This window comes from Kribbella sp. NPDC056951, assembly GCF_042674205.1.
Classification (GTDB): domain Bacteria; phylum Actinomycetota; class Actinomycetes; order Propionibacteriales; family Kribbellaceae; genus Kribbella; species Kribbella yunnanensis.
Genome location: NZ_JBHUQZ010000014.1, coordinates 1 through 16,768, shown reverse-complemented (window position 1 = coordinate 16,768; position 16,768 = coordinate 1). Strand labels below are relative to the sequence as shown.

The window sequence follows — 16,768 nt, the reverse complement described above, 5'->3', positions numbered from 1 at the left end:
GGTCAGACCTGTCCGGCCTTTTCGAGCGCCTCGCAGCAGGTGTTCACCAGCAGGCGGGTGACCGTGTAGGGGTCGATGTTGGCGTTGGGGCGGCGGTCTTCGATGTAGCCCTTCTTGTCGACCTCCACCTGCCACGGGATGCGGACCGAGGCGCCGCGGTCGGAGACGCCGTAGCTGAAGACGTCGTGCGGGGCGGTCTCGTGGGCGCCGGTCAGGCGCTCCTCGATGCCGTGCCCGTAGCCGAGGATGTGCTCGTCGACCTTGCCGGGAGCGCCGAGCGACTCGCAGGCGGTGATGATCGCGTCGTAGCCCTCGCGCATCGCGCGGGTCGAGAAGTTGGTGTGCGCACCGGCGCCGTTCCAGTCACCCTTGGCCGGCTTCGCGTCCAGGGTGGCGGCGACGTCGTACTCCTCGGCGATGCGGTAGAGCAGCCAACGCGCGACCCACAGGTGGTCGGCGACGTCGACCGGACCGGCCGGGCCGATCTGGAACTCCCACTGACCGGGCATGACCTCGGCGTTGATACCGGAGATCGCCAGGCCCGCCTCGATGCAGGCGTCCAGGTGCTTCTCGACGATCTCGCGCCCGAAGACCTCGTCGGCGCCGACACCGCAGTAGTACGGGCCCTGCGGGGCGGGGAAACCGACGGCCGGGAAGCCGAGCGGACGGCCTTCCTGGAAGAAGGTGTACTCCTGCTCGATACCGAACCAGGAGTCCTGCTCGGCGTACTGAGTGGCGATCGGCAGCAGCGCGGCGCGGTTGTTGGACGGGTGCGGGGTGCCGTCGACGAGGTAGACCTCGCACAGCACCAGCTTGTGGTCACCGCCGCGGATCGGGTCCGGGCAGGAGAAGACCGGCTTGAGCACGCAGTCCGAGTTGTCACCAGGTGCCTGGTTGGTGCTCGAACCGTCGAATCCCCAGTCCGGCAGTGCGGCGCCGTCAGCGAGAATCTTCGTCTTGGAGCGGAGCCGCGCGCTCGGCTCGGTGCCGTCGATCCAGATGTACTCGGCCTTGTAACTCAACCGTCCGTCCCTTCGTCGCGGCCGTCCCCTCAGGTGTTCCTGAACCGGCCACCATCGACAGTGTCAACGAGCTGTTTCGGACCTGTTGCTCGTATGTGAACGCCGTGTGAACCGGCGTCCGGGCAGGATGCTCGGCATGGGTGTCCTGTTCGAGTACTTCGCCGCGAAATCCGACGCGGAAGCCGCCGCCGTCATCGACCTCGTCGGCGGACCGGGGTCCTTGGAGATGGACAGCTTGTCGGTCAGCGGCATCGAACCCGTCGTACAGCTCGGCACGCTCGAGGCGCTGCTGACCAATCACCCGTACGACGAAGTTGCCAACGACCCGCGGAACGGACATGCCGTGGCGGTGCGGGGTAACGGTGAGCGGCTGGTGCTGACCATCACGGACTCACTGGCGACGGCGCTCGCTCGCGCTAGTGCTGAAGACCTTCAGCGGGTGGCCGTGCCGTGGTCGGAGACTGAGGAGTTCTGGGGTACGGCGGATCCCGACGTACTCGCCGACGTACTGGTCGACCTGGCCGCATTGGCTCGCCGCGCCGACGGCAACCGTCTTTATTGCTGGGTCTGCGTCTAGGCGTTGGTACGGAAGTCGAGGAGGCCTTCGACTCCCCGGAGGAAGGTTTCGCCGACTTGGGCCGGGTTGGTCAGGCAGCCGGCGGCCATGGCGCCGTCGCGCAGCATGACGAAGTGGCGGGCGGCGGGCTCGGGTGGGGTGTCGCCGATCTGGGCGAACAGGCTGGTGATCGTGTCGGCGAACCACTCGCGGTGGGCCAGAACTGCTTTGTGGACTGGGTGTTCTGCGTCGGGGTACTCCGCGACGGCGTTCAGGAAGGCACAACCACGGAAGTGGCCGGAGGTGATGCCGTCGGTGATCGACTTCGCGACGGTTCGCACGATCTCGGTCGGCGGTTGGCCGCTGGTGACGGCGTCGTCGATCTGCGCGCGGTCCAGCTGGCTGACAGCCTGCAGGTACGCGACGACCAGCTCTTCCTTGCTGGGGAAGTGCCGGTAGAGGGTCGCCCGCGTCACCTTGGCCTCGGCGACGATCCGGTCGATCCCGACCGCGTGGATGCCCTCCGTGTAGAAGATGCGCGTCGCCGTCTCGAGGAGTCGCGAGCGCGCCTCGGAAACCCGGGCCGTGGATGTCTGCACCATTCGTCCGAGCGTAGCAGGTCTAGGTAGAACGTTCTGTCTTGACAGGGGGTGACTCGGTTGCCATGCTGGCTTCGAGATAGAACGTTCGGTCTACTTCTTTGAAGGGCTCACCGTGACCTCCACCATCGACACCACGTCCAGCGACCTCGCCAACACCCTGCGCCGGTTGTACTTCGTCCGGTTCGCCTTCGCGATCGTCTGGGCGGTGCTGATGTTCGCCTCCCAGTCCCGGCTGGGCCCGGTCGGGATCGCGCTGCTCGTCGTCTACCCGCTGTTCGACGTCGGCGCCGCGATCGTCGACTCCCGTTCCTCCCGCGCTACCCGCGGGCTTTACGTGAACATCGCGATCAGCTCACTGGCCGCGATCGCGCTGGCCTTCGCGGGACCGTCCGGCGTACCGACCGTCCTGCGCGTGTGGGGTGCCTGGGCCGTGACCTCCGGCCTCGTCCAGCTGATCGTCGGCCTCGGCCGCCGCAAGCTCGGCGGTCAGTGGCCGATGATCCTCAGCGGCGGCCTCTCCGTCCTGGCCGGCGCCTCATTCATCGCCGGCGCCTCCGCCGCCAACCCGACCCTCACCAACATCGCCGGCTACGCCGTACTCGGCGGAGTCTTCTTCCTAGTCTCAGCCATCCGCTTGGGCCGAGCCGCGCGTTGAGCGACGGAACGCCGTACGGGCGGCTCGCAGCGTCTTGAGCATGGAGTCGCCCTCGCTATGGCGGCCGACCACCGCGGCCAATGGGAAGTCAGCCGGCGTGACCGCGAGGTGAGCCAGCGGGCGAACGGAGTCCGGGCTAACCCACTGCCCAGACTGCAGCACCCGGGCCAGTGCGGGCTCGCGCGTAAACCCGTGACGCGGCAGGACGTACATCCAGCCGTCGGTCAGCAGCTCACCATCCGGCAGGTCACTATCCACCGAGAAGAAGTACCTGCTCCGACTGTCCCCCCGCACCGACCACACGCCGTTCCGCGTAGACCGAAGGTCCCCACCCCGAGGCATGAGCGCGAACCACATCGCCCACACCGGATCGTCCGTCGCAAACACCGCCTGCTGACGCCCGTACGCCGTACTGTCGCCGGTCTCCCGGTCAGTCCGCAGCTCCCGCAGGTCCTCCCGCGGACTCCCATGAAACAGCACCTCCCGATTGACAGCCAACCACCGCAGGTAGTCGGTCACTCGTCCCGGCGGCTCCACCCGCCCCGACGTACCAGGCAGATCGACATGCGCCCTCGTAAAGTCCTCAAACGCCTCATGAGCTGCAGCGGACAGCCCTGCCGCCTCAGGCACCCGAGGAAGCCCCAACAGAGCAAGCAGCCCAGCCCCCAGCGCACGCATCGTCAGAACCCGGTGAAGCGTGGATGGGTGAGGAGGGCTGCCTGTCCGTTGTACGTGGCCATCACTCCGCCATACCGTCGCACCGTCATGCCTATACCTTCTCGTGGATCAATTCCGGAAGGGGAGTGTCCGGTATTGGGTTTACGGTTTTGGCATGAGTGATTACTGGTGGGAACCGCCGTTGGCGGGGAGTGAGGTTGAGCAGTTGCTGGGGGCGTTGGAGCGGTTGCGGGTGACGTTTCGGTGGAAGGTTGACGGGCTGGATTCGGCTGGGTTGCAGGTGCGGATCGGGGCTTCGAGTGTGACGTTGGGTGGGTTGCTGAAGCATTTGGCGGCCAATGAGGACTACATGTTCAACGTGAAGCTGCGGGGGTTGCCGATCGGGGAGCCTTGGACTGGGAACGGGTGGCGGGACGACAACGACTGGGAGTTCAAGTCGGCGGCGGATGACTCGCCGGAGGAGTTGTATGCGTTGTGGGACGGCGCTGTGGAGCGTTCGCGGGAGCGGGTGGCTGCGGCGTTGGCGGAGGGTGGTTTGGACCTGCCTGCGCACATCACTTGGCCGGATGGGCGGCATCCGAGTTTGCGGCGGCTGCTGTGCGATCTGGTCGAGGAGTACGGGCGTCACACCGGGCATGCGGATCTGATCCGGGAGGCGGTGGACGGACGGACCGGTGAGGATCCGCCTGCTGGTTGGCGGCCGACTGTGTCAGTTCAGTAGCTGCAGGGCCTTGTCGTACTGGGACCGGTCGAAGACGAACGGACCGAAGCCGCTGTAGTCCCGCTCCGGCCGGTGCGGCTGGCAGAAGCTGTCCCAGGTGACAGTGTCGGCGTCTGCGTGGATTCGCGCCTGCAGCGGCCAGCAACCCGTGTCACCGCAGATACAACCGAGCAGCGCGTACTGCGTGCTGGGCGCACCGAGCAGGTACTTACGGAGGCTGCTGAATGCAGCAGTGTGCAGCACCTGACCGGAGTACCCGCCGGCAGGATCGAGCCCCTCACCGCGCTCGTAGCGGGCGATCAGCTCGACCAGGCTGACGCCGTTCACCAGAGGCACGAATTCAGTACCGCCGTCCTCCCACGGCCGCAGCTCGAACCCAACCTGTCGCATCCGGCCAGCCTAGGCGCGTCGCATCGTCCCGTCAGGTGAAATAGCCACGGTCGCTCGCGCTGCTCCAACCTGCAGGTGGAGCAGCGTCTGACCACCCCGCCGGCTCGTGGTGTAGCTGACGGCCGCACCGGCCCGAGCAGGCACGATCACCGACAAAATCGAAGCAGTCCGCCCCGACCGCTCGAACCCCACAACAGGTGACGCGCTGCGCTTGTCGATCGTCCGGTACTGCCAGCTCGACGACACCCGAGGCTGCGTGGTCGGTTCGCCGTACGGGACCTGCAGCAGGACCGTCTTCACGGTGTCCCCAGGCCGCTGCGCCACGACCGAGCCAGCGCCGTACGGCGTGACCTTCTGCCCAGCAGGAAGATGCCACAGCGTCTCGTACTGACGTCGCACCGCAGACGTTCCGCGATCCAGCACCACCATCAGATCCGGATCCTTCAGCACCAGTACGCCGCGCGTCCGCCCCGCATCACGCAGTTCGTAGAACTCGGACTGCACGTCCGCCCGCGTCAACCGCGTCGCCGACGCCCCAGCACCCGACACAGTCATCACATTGTGCGCAGACTGACCCCTGGCCCACCGCTGCCACGCATCGCCCTTGTAACCGGCATGTCCACCGTCGACCAGCACCTCACGCCCCAACGACGTGTACGTGAGGGACATGTGGTCGTCATGCCCATGCAGTCGGCGCACCGGCCCGAACCGGATGCTGTACGTCGACTCCTGCGCAAACGGCCGTTGCGCACCCCACCCGGTCCGCCCGAACACGTACCCAGCCGCAAAGACCCCGACCCGCTGAGCAGGTGGAGTCCCACGCTTCCCCGACGTACCGGCGTACTCGAGTGGTGTGCCAGCAACCGGCACTGTCCGCACAACCTCAGAGTCGCCGAGCTGATGCAGTTCCCCGAGTGAATTGGTCGCCAGCGCCAGCCAGTTCGCCTGCTGTTGCCGTCGCTCTCTGATCGTCGGACTGGCGTCGACACCACACTTCCCCAGTACGTCGATCGCCCGCCCCCAGAGCGAGTAGTTGTACTGCGCGTAAGCCGTCGACTGCTCATTCGTCGACCCCTGCGGATCGATCGCGGTCTTGATCCCAGTGGCGAGTCGATCAGCCGCAGTCCGCTTCAGATCCGCACGTCCCAGCGTGCAACCGACTCCGAACAGCGCAAGGCTCTCCTCGGTGCCATGGTTCCAGTCACCACTCCAGTTCCGCTGCAGGTACTGCGCATGCTGCAGCAACGCGGTGTCGATCCACCTGTACGCCGGTGGCAGCCGCGTGACGTGCAGTCCCGACAACACCGCCTGTCGCAAGCAGATGAGCACGTTCGTCCGGTGCATGGTCGATTCCGTCGCACCTGCGTCGTTCTGCCACGGGTAGGGGTTGTCGCGCACCCAGTCGCGCGCAATCGCGTCAACGCGTTGCAGTGCACGCCGGTCGCCCTTACCTGCCGCCCGAATCCCCTGTCCCAGCCAGCGCAGCGAATGCAGCCACATGTACCAGCTGGGGTTGTCAGCGGGGTTGAGCCGCCAATTCACATCGCCACGCCCGTCACCGACCCGGTACGGCGGTGTGGTGCCCCAAGCGAAGGTGTCGCGGTACAGGTTCCGCACCGGGTTCGGTCGCTCGATCCCGGAGTACGTCGCACAGGTGTAGCTGTTGCGCTGAACCGGAGCGACCGGAGCTGCCTGCGGGACATCCGCCTGCACAGGCCGCGCGGACGGCTCGGAGACCCGGTCCGGAACCGCCACTGACCCGATCACGACCGCAGCAGCCACCACCACAGCCGCATGACGCGCGCGTAGGGCGGCGGGCACTACTCCGCGCTTCCCAGGGCCTGCGCGATCAACGCGTTCCGGGCTCGCTGCCCAACCGGTTGCGTGGTGTGGATCCCGTCGCGCAGGTACTTCGAGACCTGCCCAGACCGCGCTTTGAGGAACTCCGCCCACCGCACCACACGCAGGTTCGGGTGCCGTGCAGCCGCCCGGTTGAGGGCTGCGTTGATCACTGCGCTGTTGGCCCGATCGGCCGACGCCACAGCCGCAGAGAGCCCGACCCGGTTCGCGTGCACGTTCACCCAGTACACCGTCCGCTTCGGCCCGGCGATCTTCATCGCCTGCTCGACCTCGGTCGCGAACGCCGCCGGCGCGAAGATGTCGTTGGTCCCGACCGCCATAACGATCCGGTCCGGCAGCCCGTACTTCCGCGACCAGTCCGCCAGCGCATCCACCGCCGCCGACGCCGGCTGCCCCGACCAGTCGTGCACGGCAACCGGCGTACCGGTCTGTGCCGCCACCAGCTGCTCCAGCGCCGGCCCATCCTGTACGGCGATGCTGTCGCCGAACATGAACACCCCATCACCGCGAACCGTCGCCCGGATCTTCGCGACACTGGAAATCCGCCGGCTCAAGTTCTCCCACGATCCGAGCCGCCCAGACCCAGAGCGCCCAGGCGGAGTCGGCCGAGGCACCGGTGGCACGGCAGTCGTCTTCGTCGCAGGTGCCGGGGTCGGCTTAGGCTTCACCGGCGGAGGCGTAGGCGTCCGGTCATCCTGCGAAGACGACCCAGAGGCCGCCACGTTGACCAACGGCTGCTCCACTTCAGCAGCCGCATTCACCACCGCAACCGCCGTACCGCCCACCAGCGCTACCGCCGTCAGCGCCCCACTGAGCGCCATCCACCGCCCGGTAATGAGCCTCCACGGACCGACGAACAGCTCACGGCCCGCATCCCGACGACTCAACCCGCCCTCCACAGCTCGGCTCCCGACCGCCCTAACTTACCCCGCCAGAGCGGCCAGAAGCCCTACGAGTTCAAGACAGCCGCACCAGGGAACCGCCACCGGTGACCCCCACGGACGTCTTCACTCCGTCCACCGTGAGGTCCATCACGAAGGTGGTCCCCGACATCCGAGTGGTGTAGCTGACCTGGCCGTTCAGGCGGAGCGGGACGATCAGCGACAGGATGTTCACCGACTTGGCGGCGCGCGCGAACATCACGGTCGGAGCGGCGTTCCGGGTGCTGATGTTCGGGAAGTGCCAGCCCTGCTTCGGGGTCAGCTGGGCCTGCTTGACCAGCGTGGAGCCCGCCGGGATCACCGCTCCCTTGTACGGCACCTGTAGCAGCACGGTCCGGGTGTTCTCGCCGGCCTTCTTGGCGACTGCTGCCGTCCGTGACGTCACGACGGCGGTCTGGTCCGACGGGAGGTGCCACAGCGCCTGGAACTGCTGTGACGTCGTAGCGGACGCACGGTCCAGCGTGACGATCACATCCGGCTTCCGCACGATCAGCACTCCACGGACGCGGTTGACGCCCGCTGCGGGCGTGTCACTCATCTCGAAGAAGTCCGCAGTGGGCTTCACGGTGTAGCGCGTCAGCTTCGTCGCCGGGTTCGCGTCAGCGAGCTTCGGAGTGGTCAGGGTGCTGTGGGCGAAGGGACTCAGCACCCACGGCCGCCAGCCGTCATTCAGATAGCCGGAGTAGCCGCTGTCCACGAGGATCTCGCGGCCGCGGGCCTGGTAGGTGATCGAGGTGTGGTCGACATGGCCGTGCAGCGCGCGACGCCCACCGAACCGCAGGCTGTACGCCGTCTCGTTCGGGAACGGTGTCGCGGATCCCCAGCCGGAGCGGCCGAACACGTAGCCCGCCGAGTAGACCTTGACGCGGTCTGACGGTGCCGTGCCCGTCTGGCCCTGACTGGCGGCGTACTCCATCGGCGTACCGGCGATGTTGTACGTCTTCGCGACCTCGGTGTCACCGATCTGGTGCAGCCGGCCCTGGGGCGTGGTGGCGTGCGCAATCCAAGCAGCCAGGAGCTCCCGCCGGGTGTTGATCGTGGTGCCCGGGTCGACACCGCACCCGGTCAGAGCGGTCACCGCACGGCCCCACAGCGAATAGTTGAACTGCGCGTAGCCCGTGGACTGCTCGTTCGTCGAGCCTTCCGCGTCGATCGCGGTGGTGATCGCCTTACCCAACCGGTCCTGGGCGGTCTGCATGTAGTCGTCGCGGTTCAGAGTGCACCCGACACCGAAGAGAGCGATGCTCTCGTCCGTGCCGTGGTTCCCGGCGCCACCCCAGTTGTTGATCATGAACGTGGCGTGGTCGACCAGCGCCTGATCGATCCACGAGTACTCGTCGGGCAGCGTCTCCACACCAAGGTTCGCCAGCACGGCCTGCCGGGTGCAGATGATCACGTTGGTCCGGTGCATCGTCGACTCGTGCGCACCGGGGTCCGACTTCCACGAGTACGGGTTGTCCGTCACCCAGTCGCGCACGATCGCCGTGACGTGGTCGAGCGCCGCCTTGTCGCCTTCAGCAGCCGCGGTGACGCCCTGACCGATCCAGCGCAGCGAGTGCAACCACATGTACCAGCTGGGGTTGTTGTGCGGGTTGAGCTTCCAGTTCACGTTCCCGCTGCCGTCACCGACCTTGTACGGCGCATAGGTGTTCCAGATGAAGGTGTCGTCCATCACCGCGCTCAGCGGCACCGCGTCGTCGATCGTGCTGAAGCCGGGACACACGTAGGTGCCACCAGCGGCCTTGGCTGTTGCGGCCGGCTGCCGCGACCGGATGTCGGTCGCGGCTCGGCCAGTCACCGGCACGTAGTTCGACGTACCGGGGACGAACTGCGAACCCTCCGGCTCCGGCACGTCCGGCAGAACCGCGATCCCCGGACCGGCTGCGAAGGTACTCGCAGCGGGACCGATCACCGCGATTCCACCGACAGCCGCACTGATCAGGGCCAACGACAGCACACGTTTGAGCACCACAAACTCCCCCACCGCCAAGCCGCCCCCGCGGCATTACAAGTCTTTGTCGCCCCCGACGGTCCTCAGTGTGCCCAGGAATTACGGTTTAGGCCAATAAATCTCTGGCTGTGAACCGTCGGTGACAGTTGGTGATCAGGACCTGCGGACCAGCGAACCGCCGCCGGTGATGCCGAAGGACGCCTTCACGCCGTCGATCGTGAGGTCCACGACGTACGTCGTACCGACCATCCGGGTCTTGTAGGTGACCTGTCCGTTGGCGCGGGTCGGGATGATCAGGGACAGGATCGAGACGGACTTGCCGGAGCGGGCGAAGATGACCGTGGAGGCTGCCTTGCGGGTGGTGATGTGCGGGAAGTGCCAGCCCTGGATCGGGTTGGTCTGGCCGGTCTTGACCAGGGTGGAGCCGGCCGGGAGGGCGCCCTTGTACGGGAGTTGGAGGAGGACGGTGCGGGTGTTCTCGCCCTTCTTGGTGGCTACGGCTGCGGAGCGGCCGGAGACGGTTGCGCGCTGGTCGGAGGGCAGGTGCCAGAGGGTCTGGAACTGCTGCGCGGTCTTCGCGGTGGCCCGGTCGAGAGTGACGACGACGTCCGGCTTGCGCAGGATCAGGACCCCGCGGGTGCGGGTGACTCCGGCGGCTGGGGCGTCGGTCATCTCGTAGAAGTCGGCGTTGTCCCGGACCGAGGAGCGGGTCAGCTTGGTGATCGGGTTGGTGTCGGCGAGCTTGGGTGTCGTCATCACGTTGTGGGCCGACGGGCCGACGATCCATGCGCGCCAGGCCTTGTTGGAGTAGCCGGCGTAGCCGGTGTCACCGAGGATGTCGCGGCCGCGGGCCTGGTAGGTGATGGCGGTGTGGTCGCTGTGTCCGTGCAGGACCCGCTTCGGGCCGAACCGGATGCTGTACGCCGACTCGGCCGAGAACGGCGTGGTCGCGGAACCCCAGCCGGAGCGGCCGAACACGTAGCCGGCCGAGTAGATCTTGACGCGGTCCGCGGGGGCCTTGCCCGAGACGCCCTTGGTGGCGGCGTACTCGATCGGCGTACCGGGGACGTTGCCGGTCTTCACGTACTCGGTGTCGCCGATTTGCTGCAGCATGCCGAGCGGGCTGGTGGCGTGAGCGATGAAGGTCGCCAGGAGTGCGCGGCGGGTGGCGATCGTGGTGCCCGGGTTGACGCCGCAGTCCTGCATCGCCTTGGCGGCGCGGCCCCAGAGGGAGTAGTTGAACTGGGCGTAGCCGGTGGCCTGCTCGTTCGTCGCGCCCTGGGCGTCGATCGAGGTGGTGATTGCCTTACCCAACCGGTCCTGCGCGGTCTTCATGTAGTCGCTGCGGTTCAGAGTGCACCCGACACCGAAGAGAGCGATGCTCTCGTCCGTGCCGTGGTTGCCTTGGCCACCCCAGTTCGCGGTCATGAACTTGGCGTGGTTGACCAACGCCGTGTCCAGCCAGGCGTACTGGCTCGGCAGCTTGGTGACATTGAGGTTCTTGAGCACGGCCAGGCGCAGGCAGATCAGCACGTTGGTGCGGTGCATGGTCGCCTCGTGCGCGGCCGGGTTCGCCTTCCAGGAGTACGGGTTGTCCTTGACCCAGTCCCGCGCGATCGCGGTCACGTGGGTGAGCGCGGCCTTGTCGCCGTTGCTCGCCGCGGTGATGCCCTGGCCGATCCAGCGCAGCGAGTGCAGCCACATCCACCAGCTCGGGTTGTTGTACGGGTTGGCCTTCCAGTTGATGTTGCCCTTCCCGTCACCGACCTTCGTGGCCTTGAACTTGCTCCAGATGAAGGTGTCGTTCATCACGGCGCTCAGCGGTACGGCGTCGTCGATGGTGCTGTAGCCAGGGCATGCGTAGTGCCCGTTGGCAGCAAGTGCAGTGCCTGCGGCCGCGGCGGTCGTCGCGGGGACGGACACGATGAGTCCGCCCGCGGTCGCCGTCACGAGGGCAAGCGAAAGTACACGTCTGAGCACTGGAATCCCCTAGGTACGAGCTGCTCCCCAGCAGCTGCAAAGTTCTTGACACCAGTGACGATGCTCAGTTCGCCGGATAAGTTGTGAGTTGCCTTAGGCAACTGGGGAGCGGATCGGGGACTCCGGGAATCAGGCGCTGCGCTCGGCTGCACTCCGCTCGACGCAGAACTCGTTCTGCTCGGGATCGAGCATGGTGACCCAGCCGGGTCCCTCGGGCTTGCGGTGGTCCTCGTGGATGCTCGCGCCGAGGCCGAGCAGCCGCTCGACCTCCTCGTCCCGGGTGCGCTCAGTCGGCACCCAGTCGATGTGCACCCGGTTCTTCACCGTCTTCGACTCCGGGACGCGGATGAACAGCAGCCCCGGCACCGGCGCCGGTGCCTCGACCAGGACCTCGTCGTCCCCGGGCTCGTCGCCCTCGCCCAGCGGCCAGCCGGTCGTGGTGCTCCAGAATTGCGCGAGCTCGTACGGGTTTTCGGCATCGATCGTGATGTGTCGCAGGATCATGCGCAGACCTTATAGTCCCCAACGCAGGGCGTCCGGCCGGTGACGCGATGGGGTCGGGGGTTCCGGAGGGTCGCGGACTGTCGGTGGCCGGGTCTACTGTGCGGCCAAGGGTGGTTTCACAGGAATCTTTGCAGGGGGAAAGGAAGATCTGATGGCGTCTCGACTCAACCCGTACATCCAGTTCGACGGAAGCGCGCGGGAGGCTCTGGAGTTCTACAAGGACGTGTTCGGCGGCGAGCTGACCACGAGCACGTTCGGCGAGTTCGGCGCCGGTCACGGGCCGGATGACGACAGCAAGCTGATGCACGGTCAGCTGGAGACCCCGAGCGGTTTCACGCTGATGGCCGCGGACACCCCGCAGGGGATGTCCTACAACCCTGGCGAGAACATCTCGGTCAGCCTCAGCGGTGACGACGGCGACGACCTGCGCGGGTACTTCACCCAGCTCTCCGACGGTGGCAAGGTCACCGTCCCGCTGGAGAAGCAGATGTGGGGCGACGAGTTCGGCCAGGTCACCGACCGGTTCGGCATCAACTGGATGCTCAACATCACCGGTAGCTGACCGCAGCTCGCGACAGGACCCGGCCCCTCGGCGACTCAGCCCCCGAGGGGCCGTTCTGTCGGCCTGTAGTGAGCCCGGCCTTTTTGGTCGGCAGGTAGGGAGTGGACTTGGCGGTAGACGGCGTGCGGGTTCCGGACGGGCGCTGGGTCGAGCTCTGGGATGGTGGAGCGCTCGGCGGGACGCCGGTGATCTTCCTGGCCGGGTGCCCGGACACACGGCACGCGGCGTACCCGGGAGCTGAAGCCGCTCGCCGGCTCGACGTGCGGTTGGTGGGTATCAACCGGCCCGGCTACGGCCGGTCAACGAGTCACGCCTCGACCCACCTCTCGGTGGCCGATGATGTCGTGGCCGTCGCGGATGCCCTGGGCATCGAGCGGTTCGCCGTGGTGGGAATGTCGATCGGGGGGCCGTACGCCGTCGCCTGCGCGGTACGGCATCCCGATCGCGTGACCGCCTTGGGCGTCCTGGCGAGCCCGGCAGCGTGCCTGAGCTGGATCCGCCGTACCACCGCGACAACCTCGACCCGGACGCCCAGTCGTTCTTCGAGCAGCTCGCGCGATCCACGCCCGACGAGGCGGTCGAGTTGATGCGCCCCGACTTCCTGGCGTACGTGGCCCAACTCAACCCCGCCGACCCCGACGACGAGTCGCTGGTACGGCGGTTCCTGGCGGAGCTGGATCCGCACGACGCCGGCGTACTGCGGGGTGCGACCGGCGAGGTCGATGGCCTCCGCTTGGGATCGGACCGGGCGATCGCTGCTGCCGTCCGCGAGGCGTTGGCGAACCCGGACGGCTACCTTCGCGATGCCGCAATCTCCTTCCATGCTTGGGATTTCCGCCCTGAAGAGATTCGTTGCCCGACGCACCTTTGGTACGGCGAGCACGACGCGAACGCATCGGCGCGGAACGGGCAGTGGCTGGCCGGCCGAATCCCGGGCGCGGCGCTGGTCGTCCACCCGCAGACGACCCATCTCGCCGTACTGCATGAGCATTGGTCGGCGGTGCTGGCAGCCTTAAGCGGTCACGCGGAGCGCGGTCGCTGAACGGACGAGCGACGCGACCGCCTGGGAGCGGCTGTCCGGCCGCCAGGCGATGAGGGTGGTGACGTCCGGGGCGTCGACGACGGGTACGGCGACGTGTTCGGGCCACTGCCAGGCGCGGCTCGAGGCTGGGATGACGAGCAACGTCTTGCCGAGGGCCACGAGCTGAGCCAGCTGCGACTGTGTGCGGACCTCGGGACCGGGGCCCTCCGGGTACGAGCCGTCGAGCCGCGGCCACCGCGCGATCGGCAGGTCCGCCACGTTGCTGACCTCGGCCAGGGTGAGCTGATCGCGCGCCGCGAGCGGATGCTTCGCGGGCAGGATCGCGACCTGGCCCTCGACGTGGAGCTCCTCAGTGTCGAAGCCGGCGAGGTCGTCGTACGGGTGATGCAGGATCGCCACATCGGCGCTCCCGTCGCGCAGCAGGCCGGCCTGTTCGGTCACCTCGCAGAGCAGAATCTCCACCGGCGTCGCACCGGGGTCCTCGGCAAGCGCGTCGAGGAGTCGCTGCAGGATCTGGTGGGATGCTCCGGCCTTCGTCACGAGAACCAGGGATTGCTGCGGGTCCGCGGCGCGCCGGGTACGACGGGCCGCGGCGGCGACCGCGTCGAGGGCTGTCCTGGCCTCGGTGAGCAGGACGCGGCCAGCCTCGGTGAGCGCCACACCCCGGCGGTCCCGGGCGAGTAGTTGCACGCCCAGTCGGTGCTCGACCTTCCGGATGGCCCGGGACAGCGGCGGTTGGGCGATCCCGAGCCGATCGGCGGCACGGCCGAAATGCAGCTCCTCGGCGACAGCGACGAAGTACCGGAGCTCGCGGGTCTCGAGATCGTCCACGCAGCCAGCCTACGTGCTGTGATACCGGTGAGGTATCACAGCGGAGCCGATCGGTCTTGGACGCGGAACCTGCGGTCGACCAACGATGGTTGCTGTGAATGACATGAAGACCGCGCTGGTCACGGGCGCGAACAAAGGAATCGGCTTCGCCATCGCCCAGGGTCTCGGGGCGCTCGGCTTCCGGGTCGCTGTCGGTGCCCGCGATGACATCAGGCGAAAGGAAGCCGTCGAGCAGTTGCGTGCTGACGGTGTCGACGCGTTCGGTGTCGCGCTCGATGTCACGTCCGACGAGAGCGTCGCCGCGGCTGCGGAGGCCGTCGAGCAGAACGCGGCGGGGCTGGATGTGCTCGTCAACAACGCTGGTATCGCCGGCCGGATCGACGATGGCGCGCAGGACCCGACCACGCTCGACCTCGACGTACTCCGCGAGGTGCTCGAGACGAACGTCTTCGGCGTGGTCCGGGTGACCAACGCGATGCTGCCGCTGCTCCGGCGTTCCGCAGCACCGCGGATCGTCAACCTGTCGAGCACCATGGGATCGCTGACCCTGCAGACCGGCCCGATCCTGGCCGCCTACGCGCCCTCGAAGTCAACGCTCAACAGCATCACCGCCGTGTACGCCCGTCAGTTCGCCGACACGAATGTCATCGTGAACGCCGCCTGCCCCGGCTATGTCGCGACCGACTTCAACGGTTTCAACGGGCTGCGGACACCTCAGGAGGGTGCTGCGATCGCGATCAGGCTGGCGACTCTGCCGGACGACGGGCCGCGCGGCGGCTTCTTCAACGACGAGGGAACCGTCCCCTGGTAAGCGAAAAACCAGGTTCGCCCGGACGGGGTCGCGGGCTAACTTGATTTCATGGGCGAGAACGACGTACTGCGGGATCCGATCCGGCACAACAACTGGGCGACCAAGAGTCTGATCCGGTTCTGCCGGGATCAGGAACTGACGGCCGAACAGCTCGAGGTCACCGGTATCGGCACGTACGGCGGGATCGTGGCAACCCTGGACCACATCGTCCGCTGCGACGGAAGCTACCTGCGCCGGATCGCGGACCGCCCACTCGACTTCGTGGACAGCGAAGTGACAGCGGACTTCGACCTCCTGGAGCAGTGGAACGACGAAGCCGGTGTGCTCTGGGAGGAGTTCCTCGCCGGCCCGATCGATGTCGAGCGGGTCCTGATCGTCGACGACAACACCCGCGGAACCCGGGCCGGCATCTTCATCGCCCAGGCAATCAATCACGCCAACCACCACCGCGAGCAGGTGTGCGCCATCCTGACGGGTTTCGGCATCGAGCCTCCCGACATCCAAGCGTGGGAGTACGCCTGGCAAACCGAACGAATCTGGGATCTCCCCACCCCCTGACCCCCCAGATCAGCCGACCCCCTCCCACGGCCCCACCGATCCCCGCGCCACCGATCCCCGTGCCACCGATCCCCGTGCCACCGATCCCCGTGCCACCGATCCCCGTGCCACCGATCCCCGTGCCACCGATCCCCGCGCCACCGATCCCCGCGCCACCGATCCCCGCGCCACCGATCCCCGCGCCACCGATCCCCGCGCCACCGAACCCCGCCCCACCGAACCCCGCCACCGAACCCCGCGTCACCGATCCCGGCCACCGAACCCTGCGCTTCCTCACCCCGTTTGGTGAGTGCACCCACGAGGTGGGAGGTTCCCCCACCGGATTTTCGGGCGGGAACCCCCCATTTGGTGGGTGAACCCACCCCGGTCAGTTGGGGTGGTTCGGGCGGCACCACGAGCGGTGCCGCGGGACGGGGCTGGGGAGCGTTACCCCACCGAATCGGCAGCTAGGAGTCCCCGGTCTTGTGGGGGACGTGATGGCGGGTCCTCCCCGAACCGGTTTGGGGAGGGTGGTGGTCGATGTGGAACGGTTTGGGGTGGAGCGGGGACGTGTTCGGGGGTGTGTTCTGAAGGGGGTGGATCCGCCCCAGATCGCCACGCGCGAAGCGCAGGTGCTCCGCGAACCGGTTTGGGGAGGGTGGTGGTCGGTGTGGAGCGGTTTGGGGTGGAGCGGGGACGTGTTCGGGGGTGTGTTCTGAAGGGGGTGGATCCGCCCCAGATCGCCACGCGCGAAGCGCAGGTGCTCCGCGAACCGGTTTGGGGAGGGTGGTGGTCGGTGTGGAGCGGTTTGGGGTGGATCGGGGACGTATCCGGCGGTGGATCCGCCCCAGGTCGCTACAGGCGGAGCGCAGGTGCTCCCCGAACTGGTTTGGGGAGGTGGATCGCGGCGGGTTCGTTGACACCACCCCGGACCCCACGCTGACCGTCATCGCCCATGCTCCTCGCCAATCGCGAACGGACTCACGACCAGCCTGCCGCAGAGGGGAGAACCCCTCCCGTTTTGGTGGGCTCACCCCAAGGCCGGTTAGTTAGTGGTCAGGGTGGTGTGTCAAGGATGTCGATGGTGATGGTGGCTTTGTAGGTGGTGCGGTTGATTTTTGCTTG

Annotated in this window: 18 protein-coding genes; 8 read left to right on the top strand and 10 right to left on the bottom strand. The window is 67.3% G+C overall.

All coding sequences use genetic code 11. The annotated features are described in order from the left end of the window. Nucleotides 1-2 precede the first annotated feature (2 nt). Nucleotides 3-1,022 carry a glutamine synthetase gene (gene glnII, locus ACFTSF_RS35390; protein ID WP_344149683.1) on the bottom strand — a complete coding sequence of 340 codons (1,020 nt, stop codon included), beginning with the start codon at nucleotides 1,020-1,022 and terminating at the stop codon, nucleotides 3-5. A 136-nt stretch (nucleotides 1,023-1,158) separates the two neighbouring features. Between glnII and ACFTSF_RS35385 the strand changes: the two genes are divergently transcribed. Further along, on the top strand, nucleotides 1,159-1,599 hold the full coding sequence (locus tag ACFTSF_RS35385) for a hypothetical protein (protein ID WP_380159232.1): 441 nt from the start codon (nucleotides 1,159-1,161) through the stop codon (nucleotides 1,597-1,599). Here ACFTSF_RS35385 and ACFTSF_RS35380 read toward each other — a convergent pair. Continuing rightward, a complete protein-coding gene (locus ACFTSF_RS35380; protein ID WP_380159230.1) occupies nucleotides 1,596-2,180 on the bottom strand; it encodes a TetR/AcrR family transcriptional regulator in 585 nt (194 codons plus the stop codon). The two genes, ACFTSF_RS35385 and ACFTSF_RS35380, sit on opposite strands and share 4 nt — an antisense overlap. A gap of 112 nt (nucleotides 2,181-2,292) precedes the next feature. Here ACFTSF_RS35380 and ACFTSF_RS35375 point away from each other — a divergent pair, with 112 nt between their 5' ends. Then, nucleotides 2,293-2,835, top strand: coding sequence for a hypothetical protein (locus ACFTSF_RS35375; protein ID WP_380159228.1), 543 nt, complete (start codon nucleotides 2,293-2,295; stop codon nucleotides 2,833-2,835). Here ACFTSF_RS35375 and ACFTSF_RS35370 read toward each other — a convergent pair. Further along, a complete protein-coding gene (locus ACFTSF_RS35370) occupies nucleotides 2,803-3,354 on the bottom strand; it encodes a hypothetical protein (protein WP_380159227.1) in 552 nt (183 codons plus the stop codon). The genes ACFTSF_RS35375 and ACFTSF_RS35370 overlap by 33 nt on opposite strands. 313 nt (nucleotides 3,355-3,667) lie before the next feature. On the opposite strand from ACFTSF_RS35370, the gene ACFTSF_RS35365 reads away from it, so the two are divergent. Then, complete coding sequence (locus tag ACFTSF_RS35365) at nucleotides 3,668-4,234, top strand: DUF664 domain-containing protein (protein WP_380159225.1); 567 nt, start codon at nucleotides 3,668-3,670, stop codon at nucleotides 4,232-4,234. Here the strand turns inward: ACFTSF_RS35365 and ACFTSF_RS35360 are convergent. The 6 genes from ACFTSF_RS35360 to ACFTSF_RS35335 all read right to left on the bottom strand — a co-directional run bounded on the left by ACFTSF_RS35360 (nucleotide 4,223) and on the right by ACFTSF_RS35335 (nucleotide 11,860). Beyond that, on the bottom strand, nucleotides 4,223-4,624 hold the full coding sequence (locus ACFTSF_RS35360; protein ID WP_380159223.1) for a hypothetical protein: 402 nt from the start codon (nucleotides 4,622-4,624) through the stop codon (nucleotides 4,223-4,225). The two genes, ACFTSF_RS35365 and ACFTSF_RS35360, sit on opposite strands and share 12 nt — an antisense overlap. Before the next feature lie 9 nt (nucleotides 4,625-4,633). Then, nucleotides 4,634-6,391 carry a heparinase II/III family protein gene (locus tag ACFTSF_RS35355; RefSeq protein ID WP_380159221.1) on the bottom strand — a complete coding sequence of 586 codons (1,758 nt, stop codon included), beginning with the start codon at nucleotides 6,389-6,391 and terminating at the stop codon, nucleotides 4,634-4,636. A 53-nt stretch (nucleotides 6,392-6,444) separates the two neighbouring features. Then, a complete protein-coding gene (locus tag ACFTSF_RS35350) occupies nucleotides 6,445-7,038 on the bottom strand; it encodes a GDSL-type esterase/lipase family protein (RefSeq protein WP_380159219.1) in 594 nt (197 codons plus the stop codon). Between the two features lie 403 nt (nucleotides 7,039-7,441). Beyond that, complete coding sequence (locus ACFTSF_RS35345) at nucleotides 7,442-9,394, bottom strand: heparinase II/III family protein (protein WP_380159217.1); 1,953 nt, start codon at nucleotides 9,392-9,394, stop codon at nucleotides 7,442-7,444. A 135-nt stretch (nucleotides 9,395-9,529) separates the two neighbouring features. After that, nucleotides 9,530-11,326, bottom strand: a complete 1,797-nt coding sequence (locus ACFTSF_RS35340) for a heparinase II/III family protein (protein WP_380159215.1) — start codon at nucleotides 11,324-11,326, stop codon at nucleotides 9,530-9,532. A gap of 159 nt (nucleotides 11,327-11,485) precedes the next feature. Further along, a complete protein-coding gene (locus ACFTSF_RS35335; RefSeq protein ID WP_380159214.1) occupies nucleotides 11,486-11,860 on the bottom strand; it encodes a VOC family protein in 375 nt (124 codons plus the stop codon). A gap of 151 nt (nucleotides 11,861-12,011) precedes the next feature. On the opposite strand from ACFTSF_RS35335, the gene ACFTSF_RS35330 reads away from it, so the two are divergent. The 3 genes from ACFTSF_RS35330 to ACFTSF_RS35320 all read left to right on the top strand — a co-directional run bounded on the left by ACFTSF_RS35330 (nucleotide 12,012) and on the right by ACFTSF_RS35320 (nucleotide 13,464). After that, nucleotides 12,012-12,422 (top strand): VOC family protein, encoded by a 411-nt coding sequence (locus ACFTSF_RS35330; RefSeq protein ID WP_380159212.1) that lies wholly within the window; start codon nucleotides 12,012-12,014, stop codon nucleotides 12,420-12,422. Between the two features lie 107 nt (nucleotides 12,423-12,529). Further along, nucleotides 12,530-13,009 (top strand): alpha/beta fold hydrolase, encoded by a 480-nt coding sequence (locus tag ACFTSF_RS35325; protein ID WP_380159210.1) that lies wholly within the window; start codon nucleotides 12,530-12,532, stop codon nucleotides 13,007-13,009. After that, entirely contained in the window at nucleotides 12,904-13,464 is a 561-nt protein-coding gene (locus ACFTSF_RS35320) for an alpha/beta fold hydrolase (protein WP_380159208.1), read from the top strand. The genes ACFTSF_RS35325 and ACFTSF_RS35320 overlap by 106 nt, the downstream gene beginning before the upstream one ends. On the opposite strand, the gene ACFTSF_RS35315 is transcribed toward ACFTSF_RS35320, so the two are convergent. Then, nucleotides 13,435-14,295 (bottom strand): LysR family transcriptional regulator, encoded by an 861-nt coding sequence (locus ACFTSF_RS35315; protein WP_380159206.1) that lies wholly within the window; start codon nucleotides 14,293-14,295, stop codon nucleotides 13,435-13,437. The genes ACFTSF_RS35320 and ACFTSF_RS35315 overlap by 30 nt on opposite strands. A gap of 103 nt (nucleotides 14,296-14,398) precedes the next feature. Here ACFTSF_RS35315 and ACFTSF_RS35310 point away from each other — a divergent pair, with 103 nt between their 5' ends. Both ACFTSF_RS35310 and ACFTSF_RS35305 read left to right on the top strand, forming a co-directional pair. Next, complete coding sequence (locus tag ACFTSF_RS35310; protein WP_380159547.1) at nucleotides 14,399-15,106, top strand: SDR family oxidoreductase; 708 nt, start codon at nucleotides 14,399-14,401, stop codon at nucleotides 15,104-15,106. A 48-nt stretch (nucleotides 15,107-15,154) separates the two neighbouring features. Continuing rightward, entirely contained in the window at nucleotides 15,155-15,664 is a 510-nt protein-coding gene (locus tag ACFTSF_RS35305; protein WP_380159205.1) for a DinB family protein, read from the top strand. The last annotated feature ends 1,104 nt before the right edge of the window (nucleotides 15,665-16,768 follow it).

Coding starts and splice junctions, on each gene's coding strand:
- ACFTSF_RS35310 (WP_380159547.1), top strand. CDS start 14,399: ATGAAGACCGCGCTGGTCACGGGCGCGAACAAAGGAATCGGCTTCGCC.
- ACFTSF_RS35305 (WP_380159205.1), top strand. CDS start 15,155: ATGGGCGAGAACGACGTACTGCGGGATCCGATCCGGCACAACAACTGG.
- ACFTSF_RS35365 (WP_380159225.1), top strand. CDS start 3,668: ATGAGTGATTACTGGTGGGAACCGCCGTTGGCGGGGAGTGAGGTTGAG.
- ACFTSF_RS35360 (WP_380159223.1), bottom strand. CDS start 4,624: ATGCGACAGGTTGGGTTCGAGCTGCGGCCGTGGGAGGACGGCGGTACT.
- ACFTSF_RS35335 (WP_380159214.1), bottom strand. CDS start 11,860: ATGATCCTGCGACACATCACGATCGATGCCGAAAACCCGTACGAGCTC.
- ACFTSF_RS35330 (WP_380159212.1), top strand. CDS start 12,012: ATGGCGTCTCGACTCAACCCGTACATCCAGTTCGACGGAAGCGCGCGG.
- ACFTSF_RS35385 (WP_380159232.1), top strand. CDS start 1,159: ATGGGTGTCCTGTTCGAGTACTTCGCCGCGAAATCCGACGCGGAAGCC.
- ACFTSF_RS35380 (WP_380159230.1), bottom strand. CDS start 2,180: ATGGTGCAGACATCCACGGCCCGGGTTTCCGAGGCGCGCTCGCGACTC.